This window comes from Mesorhizobium sp. KACC 23794, from assembly GCF_052180275.1.
Lineage (GTDB): Bacteria > Pseudomonadota > Alphaproteobacteria > Rhizobiales > Rhizobiaceae > Kumtagia.
This window is the reverse complement of the sequence record NZ_CP197465.1, coordinates 2,386,770-2,402,794: the sequence shown is the minus strand read 5'-3', so window position 1 is coordinate 2,402,794 and position 16,025 is coordinate 2,386,770. Positions and strand designations below refer to the sequence as shown.

Annotated in this window: 15 protein-coding genes; 12 read left to right on the top strand and 3 right to left on the bottom strand. The window is 64.3% G+C overall.

Going from position 1 to position 16,025, the window contains the following annotated elements; all coding sequences use genetic code 11:
• The first annotated feature begins 64 nt into the window (after positions 1 to 64).
• A complete protein-coding gene (locus tag ACSBOB_RS11840; RefSeq protein ID WP_442582587.1) occupies positions 65 to 2,263 on the top strand; it encodes an esterase-like activity of phytase family protein in 2,199 nt (732 codons plus the stop codon).
• A 135-nt stretch (positions 2,264 to 2,398) separates the two neighbouring features.
• A complete protein-coding gene (locus ACSBOB_RS11835) occupies positions 2,399 to 3,451 on the top strand; it encodes a peptidase M14 (RefSeq protein ID WP_442582586.1) in 1,053 nt (350 codons plus the stop codon).
• A gap of 21 nt (positions 3,452 to 3,472) precedes the next feature.
• On the opposite strand, the gene ACSBOB_RS11830 is transcribed toward ACSBOB_RS11835, so the two are convergent.
• Positions 3,473 to 3,634, bottom strand: coding sequence for a hypothetical protein (locus ACSBOB_RS11830; protein WP_442582585.1), 162 nt, complete (start codon positions 3,632 to 3,634; stop codon positions 3,473 to 3,475).
• 161 nt (positions 3,635 to 3,795) lie between these two features.
• Here ACSBOB_RS11830 and ACSBOB_RS11825 point away from each other — a divergent pair, with 161 nt between their 5' ends.
• From ACSBOB_RS11825 to ACSBOB_RS11805, 5 genes are all read left to right on the top strand, one after another.
• A complete protein-coding gene (locus ACSBOB_RS11825; protein ID WP_442582584.1) occupies positions 3,796 to 5,985 on the top strand; it encodes an anthranilate synthase in 2,190 nt (729 codons plus the stop codon).
• Position 5,986: 1 nt separating this feature from the next.
• Positions 5,987 to 6,895, top strand: coding sequence for a cation diffusion facilitator family transporter (locus ACSBOB_RS11820; RefSeq protein WP_442582583.1), 909 nt, complete (start codon positions 5,987 to 5,989; stop codon positions 6,893 to 6,895).
• Positions 6,896 to 7,066: 171 nt separating this feature from the next.
• Positions 7,067 to 8,149, top strand: a complete 1,083-nt coding sequence (locus ACSBOB_RS11815; RefSeq protein ID WP_442582582.1) for a WD40/YVTN/BNR-like repeat-containing protein — start codon at positions 7,067 to 7,069, stop codon at positions 8,147 to 8,149.
• A gap of 18 nt (positions 8,150 to 8,167) precedes the next feature.
• A complete protein-coding gene (locus ACSBOB_RS11810; protein ID WP_442582581.1) occupies positions 8,168 to 8,455 on the top strand; it encodes a MoaD/ThiS family protein in 288 nt (95 codons plus the stop codon).
• A gap of 64 nt (positions 8,456 to 8,519) precedes the next feature.
• A complete protein-coding gene (locus tag ACSBOB_RS11805; protein ID WP_442582580.1) occupies positions 8,520 to 9,605 on the top strand; it encodes an AbrB family transcriptional regulator in 1,086 nt (361 codons plus the stop codon).
• Here the strand turns inward: ACSBOB_RS11805 and ACSBOB_RS11800 are convergent.
• The gene (locus ACSBOB_RS11800; RefSeq protein WP_442582579.1) at positions 9,602 to 10,642 is read right to left on the bottom strand and encodes a phosphatidylglycerol lysyltransferase domain-containing protein; all 1,041 of its coding nucleotides are present in this window, start codon (positions 10,640 to 10,642) and stop codon (positions 9,602 to 9,604) included. The two genes, ACSBOB_RS11805 and ACSBOB_RS11800, sit on opposite strands and share 4 nt — an antisense overlap.
• Positions 10,643 to 10,804: 162 nt before the next feature.
• On the opposite strand from ACSBOB_RS11800, the gene ACSBOB_RS11795 reads away from it, so the two are divergent.
• From ACSBOB_RS11795 to ACSBOB_RS11780, 4 genes are all read left to right on the top strand, one after another.
• Positions 10,805 to 11,068, top strand: coding sequence for a CopG family ribbon-helix-helix protein (locus ACSBOB_RS11795; protein WP_442582578.1), 264 nt, complete (start codon positions 10,805 to 10,807; stop codon positions 11,066 to 11,068).
• Positions 11,068 to 11,382, top strand: coding sequence for a type II toxin-antitoxin system RelE/ParE family toxin (locus tag ACSBOB_RS11790; RefSeq protein WP_442582577.1), 315 nt, complete (start codon positions 11,068 to 11,070; stop codon positions 11,380 to 11,382). Before ACSBOB_RS11795 ends, ACSBOB_RS11790 begins: the two co-directional genes overlap by 1 nt.
• Before the next feature lie 364 nt (positions 11,383 to 11,746).
• Positions 11,747 to 13,417, top strand: coding sequence for a 2-isopropylmalate synthase (gene leuA / locus ACSBOB_RS11785; RefSeq protein WP_442583713.1), 1,671 nt, complete (start codon positions 11,747 to 11,749; stop codon positions 13,415 to 13,417).
• A 131-nt stretch (positions 13,418 to 13,548) separates the two neighbouring features.
• On the top strand, positions 13,549 to 14,289 hold the full coding sequence (locus ACSBOB_RS11780) for a hypothetical protein (protein ID WP_442582576.1): 741 nt from the start codon (positions 13,549 to 13,551) through the stop codon (positions 14,287 to 14,289).
• Here ACSBOB_RS11780 and ACSBOB_RS11775 read toward each other — a convergent pair.
• A complete protein-coding gene (locus ACSBOB_RS11775; RefSeq protein ID WP_442582575.1) occupies positions 14,273 to 15,232 on the bottom strand; it encodes a metallophosphoesterase family protein in 960 nt (319 codons plus the stop codon). The genes ACSBOB_RS11780 and ACSBOB_RS11775 overlap by 17 nt on opposite strands.
• A 159-nt stretch (positions 15,233 to 15,391) precedes the next feature.
• On the opposite strand from ACSBOB_RS11775, the gene ACSBOB_RS11770 reads away from it, so the two are divergent.
• Positions 15,392 to 15,922 (top strand): NUDIX domain-containing protein, encoded by a 531-nt coding sequence (locus ACSBOB_RS11770; RefSeq protein ID WP_442582574.1) that lies wholly within the window; start codon positions 15,392 to 15,394, stop codon positions 15,920 to 15,922.
• The last annotated feature ends 103 nt before the right edge of the window (positions 15,923 to 16,025 follow it).

Sequence of the window (16,025 nt, the reverse complement as noted above, 5' to 3'; positions counted from 1 at the left end):
TCATGCCGCTGAAACATGCGTTGCGCAAAGCAGGCGCGCATTCCAGATTCATCGAGAGGGTTCCATGTCCAGAAAATCGCGCCTGCTGGCGCTGACCGCAACGCTGCTCGCTTCCGCCGCACTCCCCGCCCACGCCGACATGATGTTCAACCGCGTCGCCACCTTCGCGGTCGCCGACAACCTGCCCGAGGCGGACCGCGCCTCCCCCACCTCTTCCGAGATCATCTCGGCCAGCGAGGACGGCAAGACGCTGGTCTATTCCGACAGCCCGCATGGCGGCATCGGCATCATCGACATCACCGACCCCAAGGCGCCGAAGGCCGGCGGCTACATCAAGCTCGAGGGCGAGCCGACATCCGTTCTGATCGAAAACGGCAAGATCCTGGCGGCGGTCAACACCTCCAAGTCGAAGGCCGAGCCGTCCGGCAATCTGTCGGTGATCGACCTTGCCGGCAAGACGGTCGACGCCACCTGCGATCTCGGCGGCCAGCCGGATTCGATCGCCATCAGCCGCGACCGCGCCTTCATCGCCATCGCCATCGAGAACGAGCGTGACGAAGACCTGAACGACGGCGAGATCCCGCAGATGCCCGCCGGCAACCTCAAGATCCTGTCGCTGAAGGACAGCGTGCCGGATTGCGCTGGTATGAAGACCGTCGACATGACCGGCATCGCCGAAGTCGCGCCGGAGGATCCGGAACCCGAATTCGTTTCCTTCAACGAGGCCGGCGAGATCGCCGTGACGCTGCAGGAAAACAACCACATCGCCATCGTCGACGCCGCTTTCGGCAAGATCGTCAAGCATTTCTCGGCCGGCTCGGTCGAACTCGACAAGGTCGACACCAAGAAGGACGGCGCGCTCTCCTTCGACGGCAAGGTCAAGGCCACGCCGCGCGAGCCGGACGCCGTCAAGTGGCTGGACAACGACCGCTTCGTCGTCGCCAACGAAGGCGACTACAAGGGCGGCACGCGCGGCTTCACCATCTTCAACAAGAGCGGTGAGGTCGTCTACGAATCCGGCCCGGCCTTCGAATACGAGGTCGCCAAGGTCGGCCACTATCCCGAGCATCGCAACGAGAAGGGCAACGAGCCGGAAGGTCTTGAGGCAGCAAGTTTTGGCGACGAAAAACTGTTCTTCGTCGCCTCCGAGCGCGGCTCGCTGATCGGTGTCTACAAGGACACCGGCGCGGTGCCGCAGTTCTTGCAGGTGCTGCCTTCGGGCATCGGGCCGGAAGGCCTGGTCGCCATCCCGTCGCGCAACCTGCTGGTCACCGCCAACGAGACCGACCTCGGCGAGGACGGACTGGCCCGCTCGCATGTCATGATCTACGAGCGCACTGAGGCTCCCGCCGCCTATCCGATGATCGCCGCCAAGCCCAACGAAGACGGGACACCGCTCGGCTGGGGCGCGCTCTCCGGCCTCGCCGCCGATCCGGCCAACCCCGGAAAACTCCACGCCGTGTCGGACTCGGTCTACTCTGCCGCGCCGGCGATCTTCGAGATCGACGCCACGCAGACGCCGGCGCTGATCACCGGCAAGACCATCGTGACGCGCGGTGGCCACCCGGCGCAAAAACTCGATCTCGAAGGCATCGTGTCTGACGGCGAAGGCGGCTTCTGGCTGGCCAATGAGGGCGACGCCGCCAAGATGGTGCCGCACGGCATCTTCCATGTCGACGCGAAGGGCGCGATCGACAAGGAGATCGCCTTCCCCGCAGCACTGCTGGCCGGCGAGACCCGCTTCGGCCTCGAAGGCATCACCACGATCGGCTCGGGCGACGACCTGACTCTGGTCGTGGCCGTTCAGCGCGAGTGGAAGGACGACCCGAAGGGCCAGACGAAACTGCTCGCCTACAAGCCGAAGGCCAAGGAATGGTCGGCCGTGCGCTATCCGCTCGACGCCACCGAGGCCGGCTGGATGGGCCTTTCGGAGATCACCGCCCATGACGGCAAGCTCTACATTATCGAGCGCGACAACCTGATTGGCCAGGCCGCCAAGGCCAAGAACCTCTATTCTGTATCGCTCGACGCCTTCAAGCCGGTGGCGCTCGACGGCGAGTTGCCGGTGGTCGAGAAGACCAAGGTGCGCGATCTGATCCCCGACCTCAAGTCGGCGACCAACGGCTACGTGGTCGACAAGGTGGAAGGTTTCACCATCGACGCCTCCGGCAATGCCTTCGTCGTCACCGACAATGACGGGGTGGACGACTCTTCCGGCGAGACGCTTTTCCTGCGCCTCGGAAACATTTCCGCGGTGAACTGATCGCGATCGGAGGGCGGTGGTCTTCGGCTGCCGCCCTCCCCCTTTTCGCCGGCTGGCCCAGCCGATCGAGCGGCGCTGCCGTTGCGGCTGAAGGCTGGACCGGCCATTGTCGCCCCCAATTGACCGGGTGACATCATGCAGAAAACCATCGAGACCATTATGGGCGACACCGAGGGTGCCGCCTACTCCTTCCCGGTGTTTCGGTTCGAGGGTTCGGACCCCGCCGCGCCGAAGGCCTATCTGCAGGCGGCCCTGCATGCCGGCGAGTTGCCGGGAACCGTCGCCATCGACGCGCTGATGCCGAAACTGCGCAAGGCGGAAGCCGAGGGCCGCATTCGCGGCGCGATCACGCTCGTGCCGCACGCCAATCCGGTCGGCCGCGCGCAATATCATTTCGGCGCCGTGCAGGGCCGCTTCCACCTCGGCACGCGCACCAATTTCAACCGCGATTTCCCGTTGCTGGAAAAGCCGGACGCCTCGACACTGCGGGACGAGGGCGCGACCGTCGACCAGCGCCTGAAACACCGGCTGCTGCAACTGTCGGTCGGCCACGAGATCGTGCTCGACCTGCATTGCGACGACGAGGGGGTCGCCTATCTCTATGTACCGAAAGCGCTTTGGCCGGGCATGGAGAACTGCGCGGCGGCAATGGGCGTCGCGGCGGTGATCCTGTGGGAGGGATCGTCGGGCGCGTCCTTCGACGAGGCCTCGCTGCATCCCTATCTCCAGATGCCGGCGGAAGAAGCGAAACTCGAACGCCGCGCCGTGACCACGGTGGAATATCGCGGGCTGCTGGACGTTGACCGCTCCCTGGCGCAATCCGACGCGGACGGTTTGTACCGGCTGCTGGTGGCGCGCGGGGTGATCGAGAATCCGGCGCTGCCACGCGTCAGTTCCTTCGCCGGCCTCGTCGCGCCGATCGAGAATATCGAGATGGTTACAGCACCCCGCGCCGGCGCGATCCTGTTCGACGTCAAGCCAGGCGACCGCGTGAGCAAAGGCGACCGCCTGGCGACGATCGTGCATGCGGCAGGTGAGGAAGGCGGCTCCACCGACGTGCTGGCGCCGCAAGCCGGCTATGTCCTGACGCGGGTGTTCCGCCGCTCGACCTATGCCGGCGACGATCTGGTGAAACTTGTCGGCGATGCGCCGAGCGCGAGCACTCGCGAGGGCGCGCTGGAGGACTGAGCCCGTCCGGTCGACAACCGCTCAAAGCATCGCCGCATATTGCATGTGCCGGCCCTTGCCCGAGCGTTTCGCCACGTAGAGCGCGTGGTCGGAATTGGTGTGCAGCGCCTCTGGGCGCGGCGGCTTCCGCCAGCCGGAATCCGCTTGCTCCGTAAGATGTTCGCCGCTATTGGAGTCGCTCATGCGTATGGTGTCGATCAAGACCATTTGGTGGTGGGCCTGCTGACAGCGGCCTGCCGAGACGCGTGCGCGTAAAAGAGGGAGTGGCCGCAGGAGAAGTCCGGGCGGCCATTTGTTTTTGATGCCTATCCGGACCTCGGCGCGGCGAACGGATGGAGAGACGAATGTCGGTCGAGATCCTCGACAACGGTGCCGAGAAATTCACGACGTCGGGCGGGATAACCATCGTCCGGCAGCGCCATGACACGCCCTACAAGGGTGCGATAGAAGCCTATGTCGATGGCCTGAACAGCCGGCGCGGCGCGGTCTTCTCGTCCAACTACGAATATCCCGGCCGCTATACGCGTTGGGATACGGCAGTGATCGACCCGCCGCTGGTTATCTCGGCGCGCGGCCGTTCGATGCGCGTCGAGGCGCTGAACAGCCGCGGCGAGGTACTGCTGCCGATCATCGCGCGCACGCTGCTGCCGCTGAAGGACGTGACGCTGACGCAGACGACGCAGCGCCGCCTGGCGCTGAAGATCGCCGAGCCGGGCCGAGTCTTCACCGAGGAGGAGCGCTCGCGCGTGCCCTCGGTGTTCACGGTGCTGCGCGCCATCACCGCTTTGTTCCACACCGACCAGGATTCCAATCTCGGCCTTTACGGCGCCTTCGGCTACGACCTCGCCTTCCAGTTCGACCCGGTCGATCTCTCCCTTAAACGCGCCGAGAGCCAGCGCGACCTCGTGCTCTATCTGCCGGACGAAATCCTGGTCGTCGACCATCATTCGGCAAAAGCATGGCACGACCGCTACGACTATTCCGGAAGCGGTTTCGACACCACCGGCCTGCCGCGCGACAGCGAGGCCGAGCCGTTCAAGACAGCGGATCGCATCCCGCCGCGCGGCGATCACGAGCCCGGCGAATATGCCGAACTGGTCAAGAAAGCGATGGAGAGTTTCAGGCGCGGCGACCTGTTCGAGGTGGTGCCCGGCCAGATGTTCTACGAGCGGTGCGAATCCCTGCCGTCCGACATTTCGCGGCGGCTGAAGCTGATCAACCCCTCGCCCTATTCCTTCTTCATCAATCTCGGCGAAAACGAATTCCTCATCGGCGCCTCGCCGGAAATGTTCGTGCGGGTCAATGGCCGGCGTGTCGAGACCTGCCCGATCTCCGGCACGATCAAGCGCGGCGAGGACGCCATTTCGGACAGCGAGCAGATTTTGAAGCTGCTCAACTCCAAGAAGGACGAGTCCGAACTCACCATGTGCTCGGACGTAGACCGCAACGACAAGTCGAGGGTCTGCGAGCCGGGCTCGGTTCGCGTCATCGGCCGGCGCCAGATCGAGATGTATTCGCGCCTCATCCATACGGTCGACCACATCGAGGGGCGTCTGCGCGAGGGCATGGATGCCTTCGATGCTTTCCTGTCGCACGCATGGGCGGTCACGGTGACTGGCGCGCCAAAACTGTGGGCCATGCGCTTCATCGAGAAGCACGAAAAAAGCCCGCGCGCCTGGTATGGCGGGGCGATCGGCATGGTGCACTTCAACGGCGACATGAACACCGGCCTGACCCTACGCACCATCCGCATCAAAGACGGCATTGCCGAAGTGCGCGCCGGCGCCACATTGCTGTTCGACAGCATTCCAGAGGAAGAAGAAGCCGAAACCGAACTGAAGGCCTCCGCCATGATTTCCGCGATCCGAGACGCCAAGGCCGGCAATGCGGCAGCCGGCGACCGCAGCGCCGCCCGCGTCGGCGACGGGGTGAACATCCTTCTGGTCGACCACGAGGATTCCTTCGTCCACACGCTGGCGAATTATTTCCGCCAGACCGGCGCCAATGTCTCGACGGTGCGTTCGCCAGTGCCGGAGGAAATCTTCGACAGGCTGAAGCCCGACCTCGTCGTCCTGTCGCCGGGTCCGGGCACGCCAAAAGATTTCGACTGCGCCGCCACCATAAAGAAGGCGCGCCAGCGCGACCTGCCGATCTTCGGCGTCTGCCTCGGCCTGCAGGCGCTGGCCGAAGCCTATGGCGGCGAACTGCGCCAGCTCCATATCCCCATGCACGGAAAACCCTCGCGCATCCGCGTGTCGAAACCGGGCGTCATCTTCTCCGGCCTTCCGAAGGAGGTGACGGTCGGCCGCTACCACTCGATCTTCGCCGATCCGGTGCGGCTGCCCGACGATTTCATCGTCACCGCCGAGACCGAGGACGGGGTCATCATGGCTTTCGAGCACCGCAAGGAGCCGATCGCCGCGGTGCAGTTCCATCCCGAATCGATCATGACGCTCGGCCAGAACGCCGGCATGCGGATGATCGAGAACGTCGTCGCCCATCTGCCGCGCAAAGCCAAGGAAAAGGCGGCGTAATTTGCCCTCCAAGCAGCGCGTCGCCACCCTCGCCTTCTGGTCGATCATCGTCGCTTTCGGCGTGCTCGGCCTGAAGGCGTTCGCCTGGATGATCACCGGTTCCGTCGCGCTCTATTCGGATGCGCTGGAATCGATCGTCAACGTCATTGCCGCCGCGGCCGCCTTCTGGGCGATCCAGGTCAGCCACAAGCCGGCCGACAGCGACCATCAGCACGGGCACCACAAGGCCGAGTATTTTTCAGCGGTTCTGGAAGGCGTGCTGATCGTGCTCGCCGCGCTGATGATCGTCGCGGCCGCATGGGAGGCGCTGCTGCGTCCGCAGCCGCTGGTGCAGCCATGGGAAGGCCTTGCCGTCAACGGTTTCGCCGCGCTGATCAATGCGGGCTGGGCCTGGATTCTCATTCGCACCGGGAGACAGGAGAAAAGCCCGGCGCTGGTCGCCGACGGCCGGCACATCATGACCGACGTCGTGACCTCGCTCGGCGTCATCGCCGGCCTGGTCGGCGTGGTGCTGACCGGCTACAGCATCCTCGACCCGCTGCTGGCGATCCTCGTCGCCCTCAACATCCTCTACCAGGGTTGGCAGGTGATCGGCGGCTCGCTGAGCGGCCTGATGGACAAGGCGGTGCCGCTCGAGGACAATCTGCATATCCGCGACATCATCTCGGCGAACTCCAAGGGCGCGCTGGAGGTCCATGATTTGAAGACGCGCACCGCCGGACGCGCCACCTTCATCGAGTTCCACCTGATCGTCGACGGCGAAATGGCGGTGCGCGAGAGCCACGTCATCTGCGACCGCATCGAGGACGCGCTGAGGGCGGAAATCCCTTCGGTGCGCGTCTTGATCCATGTCGAGCCGGACGACGAGGCGAAACTGCCGCTGGGTACTGCCGCGGTGCCGTTCGCCTGACGGCTTTCGGCGCCAATGCGCCGGATCGAAAAAAGCGCTAAACTTCTCCGAGGCGATGTCGGCTGTGAACGCCGTCCTTCGTCCTCGCTCTGTACGAGCGAGGCAATGGCCATCGCTTTTGCGGCCCGAATGGAGATGACGGCCGCATGTCATCGCGCGGAGGAAGTTGACGTGACACAGAAAACTCTTGTGCTTCTGGGAACCAAGAAAGGCGCCTTCATCGCCGAGAGCGACGAGGCGCGGAAGGATTGGACGCTGAGCGGCCCGTTCTGCGAGACCTGGCCGATGAACCATGTCGTCGCCGATCCACGGTCCGGCACGATCTATGCCGGCGGCGGCAATGAATGGTTCGGGCCGGCGGTTTGGAAATCCACCGATTTCGGCAAAAGCTGGACGCATTCGAGCGAAGGCCTCGCCTATGAGGAAGGCAAGGAGCCGGTGAAGGCCGTATGGAGCCTCGCTTCGCGCAACGGCAGCCTCTATGCCGGCGTGCAGCCGGCCGGGCTGTTCCGCAGCGACGACGGCGGCCAGACGTGGTCACATATCGAGGGATTGCAAAAACATCCGTCGCGCGAGCACTGGCAGCCGGGCGGCGCCGGGCTGATCCTGCATTCGCTGGTGGTGCATCCCGACGACGAGGACAAGATCTGGATCGGCGTGTCGGCGGCAGGCGTCTTCCATACCTCCGACGGCGGCAAGACATGGGAACCGCGCAATCGCGGCACCCGCGCCGACTTCAACCCCGATGACCAGAGATACCCTGAATTCGGCCAGTGCGTGCACTGCGTGGTGATGGCTCCCGGCGGCGGCGAGCGCTTCTACCAGCAGAACCATTGCGGCATGTATGTCAGCGAGGACGGCGGCAGAGAGTGGAAAAGCATCGAGGCCGGCTTGCCCTCGACCTTCGGCTTCCCGGCCGCCGCCCATCCGCGCGACCCCGACACGCTGTTCCTTCTACCGCTCAACGGTGATTCCGCCGGCCGCTACGTGCCCGACGCCAAGGCGGCCGTGTGGCGCACGCGCGACGCCGGCAAGACGTGGCAGGACATGCGCGAGGGCCTGCCGCAGCACAACGCCTATTTCGGGGTGCTGCGCCAGGCGATGGCGACAGACAGGCACGAGCGGGCCGGCGTCTATTTTGGCACCAGTTCGGGCTCGGTCTATGCCAGCGCCGACGAGGGCGAGAGCTGGGCGCCGATCGCCGAGCACCTGCCGACGGTGCTCTCAGTCGAGACGCTGGTTGTCGACCGGTAGGCGGATCGGGGTAGCCAGATGGACCGCATTCAGGAAAGCGCCAGCGTCAGGGTGCGGCTGCCGGGGCCGCTGGTCGACCTGTTTCCCGGCTCGGTGCGGCGCGTCGAGGTCGAGGCGCGCACGGTGCGCGAGATGATCGACGCGCTCAACGCCCGTTGGCCTGGCATGCGCGACCGGCTGTGCGACACCACCCCGGCGATCCGCAAGCATATCAACGTCTTCATCGACGGTGAGCGGGCGAAACTGGAGACGAAGATCGAACCCGGCACGGAGGTTTTTGTGCTGACGGCGATCAGCGGGGGGTAGTGAGCCGCAACAAACTTCCAATGCGGGGCTGACAGCGGCGGAAGCACGGCGCTAGAAGGGAGCCATGGCTTCCCCGCCCCCGCCGTCTCCCGGACCGTTCGCAACACTGCCGCCACCCGTGCAATGGCTCCTGCTTCTCGTCGGCGCGGCCGCCCTCGGCGTCGCGCTGCATTCGATCGACTTCCCCGCGGCGCTGCTGATCGGGCCGATGCTGGTTGCCATCGCGGCCGGCACCTGCGGGGCGACCATCCGCATGCCGCGCCCGCTGTTCGGCCTCGGCCAAGCGGTCATCGGCTGCCTTGTCGCCTCCTCCATCCAGGTCGAGGTCTTTTCCTCCTTCGCCACCGACTGGCCGATCATCCTGTTCGCGGTGCTGTCGACGCTGGCGGCTTCCAGCTTCCTCGGCTGGTCGATCAGCCGGCTGCGCATCCTGCCCGGATCGACCGCCGTCTGGGGATCGGCGCCCGGCGGCGCCACCGCCATGGTGCTGATGGCCGAAGCCTTCGGCGCCGACGCGAGGCTCGTCGCCTTCATGCAGTATCTCCGGGTCGTGATGGTGACGCTGGCCGCCGCCTTCGTGGCACGGCTTTGGGTCGACACATCCGACATGGTCGCGCCGGAGCGCATCTGGTTTCCGCCCGTCGACTGGCTGGGGCTAGGCGCTACCGTGCTGGTGACGGCGGTCTCGGGCACGGTCGGCAAGCTGCTGCGCCTGCCCTCGCCCTATTTCCTCAGCGCGGTGCTGCTCGCCATGGCGCTGCATCTCGGCGGCGGCATACCGTTCCAGATCCCCGAATGGCTGAAGGCCGTGAGCTACGTGATCGTCGGCTCGGCCGTCGGCCTGAATTTTACACGGGCCGTCGTCTGGAACGCGCTGCGCGTGCTGCCGCAGGTCACGCTGTCGATCCTGTTGCTGATGGGCTTCTGCGGGGCCATCGCCTGGCTGCTCAGCCACGAACTCGGCATCGACCCGCTGACCGCCTATCTCGCCACCAGCCCCGGCGGCCTGGATTCGGTCGCCATCATCGCCACGGCTTCCAGCCACGTGAACCTGTCTCTGGTCATGGCCTTGCAGACGGCGCGGCTTATCTTCGTGCTGCTGTTCGGTCCGGCGCTGGCCCGCTTCATCGCCCGCGGCATGAAACCTTAGAACGCTTTGCTGAGACGAAGGATCGCCAGAACCTGGAACGGCGAAAGCCGCCGGAAAGCGATGTAGACGGGCTCCTCGTCGCCGTGAAAACGCCGCTTGAACGCCGCCTGTCCCTCGACATTGAAGATGCGGCGATTGATCCAATGCGACCTGAAAAACCGCTGCATGGCACGCAGCATGAGCTTGCTTTCGGCAAATCCGCTTTCCTTGACGCCGGCGAGCGGCGACATGCCGAGCGTAATGAATTTCCGCCCCTCGTCGCGCAGCCGGTCGGCGGCGAATTTCGTCAGGCCGATCTCGGCATGCGCGGTGATGCCCGGCAGCTTGCGCTTGAATGAGGTGGTGTAGCCGGCGAGTTCGCCATTCTCGACCATCGGGTCGAAATCCAGGATGGCGACCGGCTGCCTTTGCGGGTCGAGCAGCATGAAGCGCCGCATGCCGTTGCCGAGTTGGGGACGGAACGGCCGGTTCAGGAAACGCATCTCGCGGTGGCTGACGATGCGTTGCGACCGCCACGCATCGGAAAGCTGCTTGATTTCGGCGGCATGGGCTCCGCTGCCGTCGTCCTCGACGATCGAAAAACCGTTCTTGAGCAGCCAACGCTCGGAATAGCGCACAGTCTCGTTGCGGCTGCCGGCGAAGGTTTTGGGCGTCAGCGTCAGCCGTGTGTCGATACCCATGCGGTTGACCTTGTAACCGAGCTCCGACAGCACGCGGGCGCTGGCTTCGCCGATCTGCACGAAGCACGGGTCATGCGCCTCGCGTACGAAGCCCCGGATAAGGTCCGCCCGCTCTCCCGGCGCAGCGACCGGGTCGGCGAGCGCCACGGCGCTGCCCATCTTGCGACCGAAGGCGATGTAGCCGGCTTTGCCACCAAAATACGAGAGGTCGTCTTGGACAGCAGTCGAATAGGCGAGCGAAAAATCCCCGTGCCGGCCCACCAGCGCCAGCCGCTCGTCAGGCGTCAGCGCGACGGTCGGGATCGCCGCCGTGCGGCGCTCCATCAGGGCATCGAAGCTTTTTCGCAAGGATGGCACGTGCCGGCTATCCGGTTTCGCTGGAGCATTTGTCAGGCGGCCGCCCGCCGCGGATGCCGCTGATAGTCCCATGCGCCGCCGGCATCAAGACGGCGAGACGCGAGGCAGATTGCCGGAAGTGACAAAAAAGAATAGGATGTATTACAAAATCAGGGAAAAGCGATGTCAAAACAAAAAAAGCTATCGGATCCAATAACGTTGCGGATACCTCTCGACGTGCTTGACGAGATCGAAATGATCGCAAACGTGACCGAACGCAGCCGCAGTTGGGTGATGGTTCGCGCCATGAAAGCCTATCTGGCTCTAGAAGGCAGAGATATTTTGCACGCCGCCGAGGGACAACGGCAGATTGCCGAGGGCGATTCTTACGATCTAAACGACGTCCTTGACGAATTGGATTCAGATGCAAGAAGCAATGCGGCCTAATGAAAGTCGTCATCTCTCGGAGAGTCAGAGATTTTCTGGTTGCCGAGAAGGCATATCTACGGCGGCATAGCAACTCGGCCGCAAAGCGCTTGACGCTCAGAATGCGGGAAGCAGCAACACTGCTGGCTGATTTTCCGATGGTAGGCATCGAGCGATTCTTGCCGATCAGAGACCTTCGCCGACTTGTCGTGGACGACTATGTTCTCGATTATAAGATCAGAGGCACAGAGGTGCATATTCTGAACATGCGTCACGGCCGCCAAAAGGACCCGTATCTGGAGAATGAACGGGACTTTAATTTCGAGGGGGAATGATGCAACGCCCTCAATCCGTTGACAATCGACAATCTCCATCCCCTTGCCTCCGCCTGCCGCCTGCTGTATCAACCCGCCCATGAACTCGCCCGTGAACAGCGCAGCCAGTCGCCGGGACGCCTTTGCGTCGGCGACTTTGCGTGCGCTGTCTTCCGCGATCCTGCTTCTCGGCCTTATCGGCGACCGCCGGGCTCGCTGAGGAGCGCCCGGCGGTCGTTCGACCGCCGAAGGCGGCGCCTGCTCCTTGCCAGTCGCACTCCAGTCAGCAAACTGTTTTAGACGCTTCATCGGACATCGCGTCCGTGCCTGAAGCGCAGAGAGAAGCAAGATGAACCAGACAACCCTCATCCGCGCCGCGCATGGCATGCCGCAATCAGCGGTGAAATACGAACCCTATCCACTGGTCGATATGCCCGACCGCACCTGGCCGTCGAAGCGCATCGACAAGGCGCCGATCTGGTGCTCCGTCGATCTCCGCGACGGCAACCAAGCCCTCATCGACCCGATGGGCCAGGAGCGCAAGGCGCGCATGTTCCAGCTCCTGCTCGACATGGGCTTCAAGGAGATCGAGATCGGGTTTCCTTCCGCCTCGCAGACCGATTTCGACTTCGCCCGCTGGTGCATCGAGGAAGGTAATGTGCCGGACGACGTGTCGCTCCAGGTGCTGGTGCAGTGCCGGCCGGAACTGATCACCCGCACCTTCGAAGCCTTGCAGGGCGCGAAGAACCCGATCGTGCATTTCTACAACTCGACCAGCGAGTTGCAGCGCCGCGTCGTCTTCCAGAAGGACGTCGCCGGCATCAAGCAGATCGCCACCGACGCGGCGAAAATGATCGCGGACATGGCGGCCAAGGCCGGCGGTGGCTTCCGCTTCGAATATTCGCCGGAGAGCTTTACCGGCACGGAGCTCGAGGTGGCGCTGGAGATCTGCAACGAAGTCACCGAGATCATCAGGCCGACCCCGGACAACAAGCTGATCCTCAACCTGCCCTCGACCGTCGAGATGTCGACGCCCAACATCTATGCCGACCGCATCGAATGGATGTGCCGCAACCTCGACAACCGCGAAAACATCATCGTCTCGCTGCATCCCCACAACGATCGCGGCACCGGCATCGCCACCACCGAGCTCGGCCTGATGGCCGGCGCCGACCGCGTCGAAGGCACGCTGTTCGGCAATGGCGAGCGCACCGGCAATGTCGACATCGTCACGCTGGCGCTCAACATGTACACGCAGGGCGTCGATCCCGAACTGGACTGTTCCGACATCACCCGCATGAGGGACGTCTACGAATATTCCAACCAGTTGAAGATCGGCGAACGCCACCCCTATGTCGGCGAACTGGTCTACACGGCTTTTTCCGGCTCGCACCAGGACGCCATCAACAAGGGCATGAAGGCGCTGAAGACCGCCAACAAGCCGCTGTGGGAAGTACCCTACCTGCCGATCGACCCGCAGGATGTCGGCCGCAGCTACGAGGCGATCATCCGCATCAACTCGCAGTCGGGCAAGGGCGGCATCGCCTATGTGCTGCAGGCCGACTATGGGCTCAACCTCCCCCGCAACCTGCAGGTGGAATTCTCAAAAGACATCCAGGCGATCACCGACGCCGAGGGTAAGGAGCTTTCGTCGAAGCGCATCTATGACCGCTTCCGCGAGGTCTATATCGACCAGCCGGCCGGCCGGCTGAAATTCGTCGACCACCAGACCTTTCCGGATACGGCGGCGAAAGGCCGGCGCATCGTCGAGGCGACCATTCTCGACAACGGCAAGGAAATCACGATCAAGGGCAGCGGCAACGGGCCGGTCGACGGTTTCGTCGACGCGCTTTCGCGTCATGTCGGGGTGGAGGTCTCGGTGCGAGACTATTCCGAGCATTCGATCCAGCACGGCTCAAACGCGGCGGCGATCTCCTATGTCGAGATGGAATATCCGGGCGGCGTCATTTTCGGCGCGGGCATCAACACCAACATCGTCGCCGCTTCGCTTGAAGCGGTGGTATCGGCGGTCAACCGCATCGTCGGCGGGAAATAGTTTCGTGGGCGGGCGGCTCGCCGCCGCCCGCCCAACAATTGTCCACCTTTCATTTGCCGGCAATATCCGCCTCAATGCTGGCTTGGCCTCCGGTTTATGTTAACAATGGATTAACGGGCCGGAGTCGGACGATGAGTGAAATGGCCGAGAAGCAGGCTTCGCTCGCCCATCAGCGCAAGCTGGCCGAGGCGATCAGCGCGGCGAAGAACGCGGCGGCGGACCGCGAGGACGTGGTGGTCGAGCTGCGCGAGGCCACCCTCACCCGGCTGCAATTGCTCGCGGCCGAGCTTGCCCCCGTCTTCGACGAAGTGCCGGCCGATATCGACATCTTTGACTTCGCCATCTCGTCGGGGCTGCAACCGAGGCTGTGGATCGACGCGGTCAGCCATGTCGCCATGGGCCGTGACCGCCGCACCTACCGCTTCGTCAAGGACACCCGCAACGGCCGCGTCGTTCTGGCCGAATCGCACAAGATGGAAGATATCGCCGACCGGGTGACGCGCTATGTCGCCGAGCGGATTGTCGAGCGCGAGCACATGCTGGAAGGCGATATCGCCCCGGCGGTCGAAACCGCCAGGACGCCCGCGCCAGGACCGGTTGCCAAGGAGGTTGCCAAGCCTGTGCATGAACCGGCCGCGAGACCCGTTGCCGAACATGCGCCCAGGCCGGCTGCCAAACCTGCATACAGACCCACGCCAAAACTTTCCGCCTCCCTGCTGAACGCCCCGGCTCCGGGCAAGATCGCGCCCCCGCGAAAAAGCATCTGGCGGCGCCTGCTGTCCGAGCTGTGGATCGTGTTTGCCGGGCTGCTGTTCGGGCTGGTCGCCGCGGTCGTGCTGTTCTGGGACCGGCTCGTCACCCTGCTCCAGTAGCTTCCGGCGGCGTCGCCTTCTCGAAGGGTGCCGGCGCCTTGCGCGGCGAGCCGAGGTCGAACGTCCCGACATCGGAAATGATGCCCGGCGCGGTCAGGCCGCGCCTGATCAGGCCGATATGCCAATGGCCGGGCTCGCCGGAAATCTCGAACAGATTGTACTGCGCCGCCGGATGATGCCCGCCGAGCCCCTGCCCCGCCGCCGCCACGCCAACCACCGGCACCGGTTTTTTGCGCTCGCCAATCCAGAACAGCGTCGGCAAATGCGAATGGCCGTGCAGCACGAGATCCGCGCCATGCTTGATCACCGTCTGGTGGAAATTGGAAATGCCAAACAGGCGCTTGTGCTGCGGCACTGCCGCCCGCACCGGCGGGTGATGGATCATGATCAGCCGGAACAGGTTTCGCCGTCCGGTCTCGTCGAGGATTTTCCCCAGCCGCGCCGCCTGCTCCTCGCGGAAAAACCCGTTGGCCATGAACGGCGCCGTCGCCCGCGCGGTGGAGACGCCGATCAGCGCCACGTTTCCGCGCACCCGCAGATAGGGAAAGCTGAGCCGCCCGAGCGGCCCCTCAAAACCGTCGCCGCGCATCCACGGCGCCCACAGCTCGCAGACCTTGTTGAAAGCGCCCGGCACATAGGCGTCGTGGTTGCCGGGCACGACCGAGACGTCCTCCGGCCTGCCCAGCGTCTCCAGCCACAGCCGCGCGAATTCCAGTTCCGCGTCGAGCGCCAGATTGACGAGGTCGCCGGTGACGGCGAGGTGATCGACCTTTTCCGCCTCGATCGCCTCGACGATCGAGCCCAGCGTGCCCTGCGTGAGCAGCTTTCGGCGGTTGCGCCGCCAGTTGACGTAGCCCAGCACCCGCTTGGAAGCGAGTTCCCGGTAGGATACGGCGGGCAGCGGCCCCAGATGGACGTCGGAAATATGCGCGAGCCTGAGCATTGGCCCCTTCTAGGCCACGGCCGGAGCGGTTTCCAGCCCGGCGCGGGCGGCGGTGTCCGTTCTGACTCTCTTGTGATCGGTTTTGATGCGGGCTGGCCTGTTCCGGTGGGCTCGGCTAGCGTCGGTCGTTGACGCGCCTTCCTCCCACACGGGCACCACATGCACCGATCCAGTCCGGCAACTGCCGCCTCACCCTCCGCCCCAAGCGAAAAGCGCTTCCGCCAGACCGGCTGGCCGGGTTTTCGCGCCATCCTCTTCCACAAATATTTCCTGCTGCGCCGGGCGATGACAGTCGGCGTGCGCGGCATGGTGTTCGACCGTAAGGCCAACACAATCTTCCTCATACGCCACACCTATGTGCCCGGCTGGCAGCTTCCGGGCGGCGGCGTCGAGCTTGGCGAGACCTGCGAGCAGGCGCTGGCGCGGGAATTCTCGGAGGAAGGCAACATCTCTTTCACCGCTCCGCCGCTGCTGAAATCCATCCACTTGAACCGCGTCGCCACCCGCCGCGACCACGTCGCCTTCTACCTGATCGAGCATTTTGCGCAGGACCGTCCGAAACAGCCGGACCACGAGATCGCAGAGGCCGGGTTCTTTGCGCTCGACGCCCTGCCGGAGGAGACGACGCCGGCGACGCGAAGGCGGGTCGCGGAGGTGTTTGGAGGGGAGGCGGCGTCGGCGTATTGGTGAGATTGAGAACGCAGCCGAGCCAATCAGGCACTCAACACCGGAAGCTGCACCAAACTGTCCACAAATAAGCGAGCATTCGACATTGCGTTGACCACAACAATTA

What these genes read in the sequence shown, in the direction of transcription:
- ACSBOB_RS11840 (WP_442582587.1), top strand. Translation starts at nt 65, where the DNA reads ATGTCCAGAAAATCGCGCCTGCTGGCGCTGACCGCAACGCTGCTCGCT.
- ACSBOB_RS11835 (WP_442582586.1), top strand. Translation starts at nt 2,399, where the DNA reads ATGCAGAAAACCATCGAGACCATTATGGGCGACACCGAGGGTGCCGCC.
- ACSBOB_RS11830 (WP_442582585.1), bottom strand. Translation starts at nt 3,634, where the DNA reads ATGAGCGACTCCAATAGCGGCGAACATCTTACGGAGCAAGCGGATTCC.
- ACSBOB_RS11825 (WP_442582584.1), top strand. Translation starts at nt 3,796, where the DNA reads ATGTCGGTCGAGATCCTCGACAACGGTGCCGAGAAATTCACGACGTCG.
- ACSBOB_RS11810 (WP_442582581.1), top strand. Translation starts at nt 8,168, where the DNA reads ATGGACCGCATTCAGGAAAGCGCCAGCGTCAGGGTGCGGCTGCCGGGG.
- ACSBOB_RS11805 (WP_442582580.1), top strand. Translation starts at nt 8,520, where the DNA reads ATGGCTTCCCCGCCCCCGCCGTCTCCCGGACCGTTCGCAACACTGCCG.
- ACSBOB_RS11795 (WP_442582578.1), top strand. Translation starts at nt 10,805, where the DNA reads ATGTCAAAACAAAAAAAGCTATCGGATCCAATAACGTTGCGGATACCT.
- ACSBOB_RS11790 (WP_442582577.1), top strand. Translation starts at nt 11,068, where the DNA reads ATGAAAGTCGTCATCTCTCGGAGAGTCAGAGATTTTCTGGTTGCCGAG.
- leuA (WP_442583713.1), top strand. Translation starts at nt 11,747, where the DNA reads ATGCCGCAATCAGCGGTGAAATACGAACCCTATCCACTGGTCGATATG.
- ACSBOB_RS11780 (WP_442582576.1), top strand. Translation starts at nt 13,549, where the DNA reads ATGAGTGAAATGGCCGAGAAGCAGGCTTCGCTCGCCCATCAGCGCAAG.
- ACSBOB_RS11775 (WP_442582575.1), bottom strand. Translation starts at nt 15,232, where the DNA reads ATGCTCAGGCTCGCGCATATTTCCGACGTCCATCTGGGGCCGCTGCCC.
- ACSBOB_RS11770 (WP_442582574.1), top strand. Translation starts at nt 15,392, where the DNA reads ATGCACCGATCCAGTCCGGCAACTGCCGCCTCACCCTCCGCCCCAAGC.